The organism is Mesorhizobium sp. M4A.F.Ca.ET.020.02.1.1, from assembly GCF_004022645.1.
GTDB lineage: Bacteria > Pseudomonadota > Alphaproteobacteria > Rhizobiales > Rhizobiaceae > Mesorhizobium.
Genome location: NZ_RZOI01000763.1, coordinates 1 through 2,785, shown reverse-complemented (window position 1 = coordinate 2,785; position 2,785 = coordinate 1). Strand labels below are relative to the sequence as shown.

Annotated in this window: 2 protein-coding genes and 1 pseudogene; 1 reads left to right on the top strand and 2 read right to left on the bottom strand. The window is 60.6% G+C overall.

The window, feature by feature from the left end:
• Together EN742_RS30695 and EN742_RS30690 are read right to left on the bottom strand one after the other, a co-directional pair.
• Window positions 1-506: pseudogene (locus EN742_RS30695) on the bottom strand (ABC transporter); the annotation flags it as partial.
• Between the two features lie 174 nt (window positions 507-680).
• Window positions 681-2,273, bottom strand: a complete 1,593-nt coding sequence (locus EN742_RS30690) for a peptide ABC transporter substrate-binding protein (RefSeq protein ID WP_126055814.1) — start codon at window positions 2,271-2,273, stop codon at window positions 681-683.
• Between the two features lie 300 nt (window positions 2,274-2,573).
• On the opposite strand from EN742_RS30690, the gene EN742_RS30685 reads away from it, so the two are divergent.
• On the top strand, window positions 2,574-2,785 hold a 212-nt coding region (locus EN742_RS30685), incomplete at its 3' end, for a TadE/TadG family type IV pilus assembly protein (RefSeq protein WP_189375678.1).

Sequence of the window (2,785 nt, the reverse complement as noted above, 5' to 3'; positions counted from 1 at the left end):
CCGTCGCCCCAGCCGCCGATCGGCAAGAGCTTCCAGGTCAGGCCGAACAGGAGCTGGATCACCGGCGCGATGACGAAAGTTGGAATCGTGCTGCCGGCCGTCGCCAGCGCGATCACGGCATAGTCGCCAAGCTTGTTCTGGTTGAGCGCGGCGACGGTGCCGAGCACGCTGCCGAGCAGCAAGGCCAGCAGCAGCGCCGAGGAACCGAGCTGGACCGAGATAGGCAGCCCCTTGGCGAACAGTTCGGTGACGGTGAAATCCGGCATATTGTAGCTCGGGCCGAAATTGCCGCGCAAAAGATTACCGAGATAGTGGACATATTGCAGCCAGAGCGGATCGCCCAGGCCGAACTGCGCTTCCAGATTGGCCCTTATTTCCGGACTCAGGCCCCGCTCCTGGTTGAACGGGCCGCCCGGCGCGACACGGATAAGGAAGAACGCCACCGTCACGATGACGAATAGCGTCGGGATGGCGGTCAACAACCGCCGGAAGACATAACGCAGCATCGGCGCCCCGCTTCAGCCAGGGTGACAGCTCTCCAAACGAAGACCCATAACGCTGGCGTATCTGATCTTCGCACCGGCATTCCCGAAAATCCAACCCGACTTTCGGCCCGGTACGACGACAGACCGCGGCCGCCGCTGCCCAAATGGGAGCGGCGGCACGGCCAAGGTTTCTTGTCAGTCCTTGGAGATGAAGCGGGACGGATGGATATCCATCACATTGTCGTCGAAGCCATGCAGCTTCGAGGAAACGATGTCGTGGAAGCTGTAGTAGAGAAGCGGGATCTGGCCAACGTCGTCGACGAGGACGCGCTCCGCCTCGGCCAGCTCCTTCATGCGTTCCTCGGGCTTGCCGCCGGCGGCGGCTGCCTTGTCCATCGCAGCCTCATAGGCCGGGCTGTTGTAGTTGGAGTAGTTGTTGCCGCTCGCCTTGCGCGAGATGCCGAGGAAGGTCTCCGGATCCTTATAGTCGGCGATCCAGGCGGCGCGGGCGACGTCGTAGTTACCCTTCTGCTCGAGGAAGCCGTAATGGGTCTTGGTGTCGGTGTTGAGCAGCGTCACCTCGACGCCGAGCGGCTTCAGCTGCTCCTGGATGGCGACCGCCGTGTTCTTGTGGTTCTCCGAGGTGTTGTAGCGGATCTCCATCTTCAACGGATGCTCGGGCGTGTAGCCGAGTTTCTCGAGGATCTTCTTGGCAGCGTCCTCGCGGTCGATCTGCGGCATGTCGGCGTATTTGGCCACTGCCGGCGTGTATCCCTCGATGCCCGGAGGCACCATCGAATAGCCGGGCAGCATCGAGTTCTGCCAGACTTTCTCGGCGAGGAAGTCGCGATCGATTGCCATCGAGATGGCGTTGCGCAGCTCGACATTGTCCCACGGCGCCTTGTCGGTCTTGATCGCGTAATAATAGGTGCCGAGATACGGACCGACGCGGACCTGGTCGCCGAATTTGGTCTTGAGATCGGCAAGCTGTTCGGTCGGCAGGTCACCATAACTGTCGAGTTCGCCGGCCTCGAAGCGCTTCATCGCAGACGAGCGATCCTCAGTCGGGATGTAGTTGACGACGTCCATTTTGACGGTCCCGGCGTCCCAGAATTTCGGATTCTTGACCAGCTTGAGATGGTCGTTGGGCACCCATTCGGCCAGCGTATAGGCGCCGTTGGAAACCAGCTTGCCCGGCTTGATCCAGTCGGCGCCGAGCTTGTCTATGGAGGCCTTGTTGACCGGATAGGTCGCCTGGTGGGTCAGCATCTCCAGGAAATAGGGCGTCGGCGCCTTCAGCGTCACTTCCAGCGTGTTGGCGTCCACCGCCTTCACGCCCATGTCCTCTGCCTTGCCTTTCTTGGTGTTGAAGTCCTCAGCGCCCTTCACCGGATAGAGCATCGAGGCGTATTCGGCAGCGGTGGCCGGATCTTCCAGCCGATGGAACGAATAGACGAAATCGTCCGCCGTCACCGGGCTGCCATCCGACCAGAGGCCGTCCTTGCGCAGCTTGAAGGTGTAGACAGTGCCGTCGTCGGACACGGTCCAGCTTTCCGCGGCGCCCGGGATGAGGTTCGTCTTCTGGTCATGCATGACCAGGCCCTGGAACAGGTCGCGTATGATATCGGCTTCGTAGACCGTCGACGTCTTGTGCGGATCGACGGTCTCCGCCTCGGCGGCGGATCCGCGGTTGTAAACGGTCTCGGCGAAAGCCGGCGTGTAGAAGGTGCCCGCGGCCAAGGCCATGGTCGTGGCGAACACCGTCGCCTTCAGCACATTTTTCAGCATGAAGTTCTCCCTGTCGGCGCGGCCCCTCAGCCACACCTTTTACGTGTTGACGCCCCTGAACCAATTTTGGTCGCTTTTGGGCGTGCCACCGATCGCTTCCGGCGGCTGGTGGCAGGACACTAGACAGACAGATATCCGATTTCAACCGAGTCGTGCTGTGTGCACGCTTGACGCTAAGTTAGCGCGCAATCGCTAAAACAGCGGCAACTTAAGCAAAAACATGACGTTCAACTTGCTGCACCTAGCGGTTGCTCCATCCGTTTTCTGTTTTTGCAGTGCGGATTTGGCATGCTCCGCACTATGCTGCAGGACCCAAAAAGCCATGTTTCGTGGTCTCGTTTCCGGGCTGATGCCGTCGGGACAACGGCGGTCGAATTCGCCATGCTGGCGCCGCTTTTCATCCTGCTTCTGCTCGGAATGGTTGCATATGGCATCTATTTCGGAGCCAGCCATTCGGTCCAGCAGATCGCCGCCGACGCGGCGCGAACGGCGATAGCCGGGCTGAACCAGAC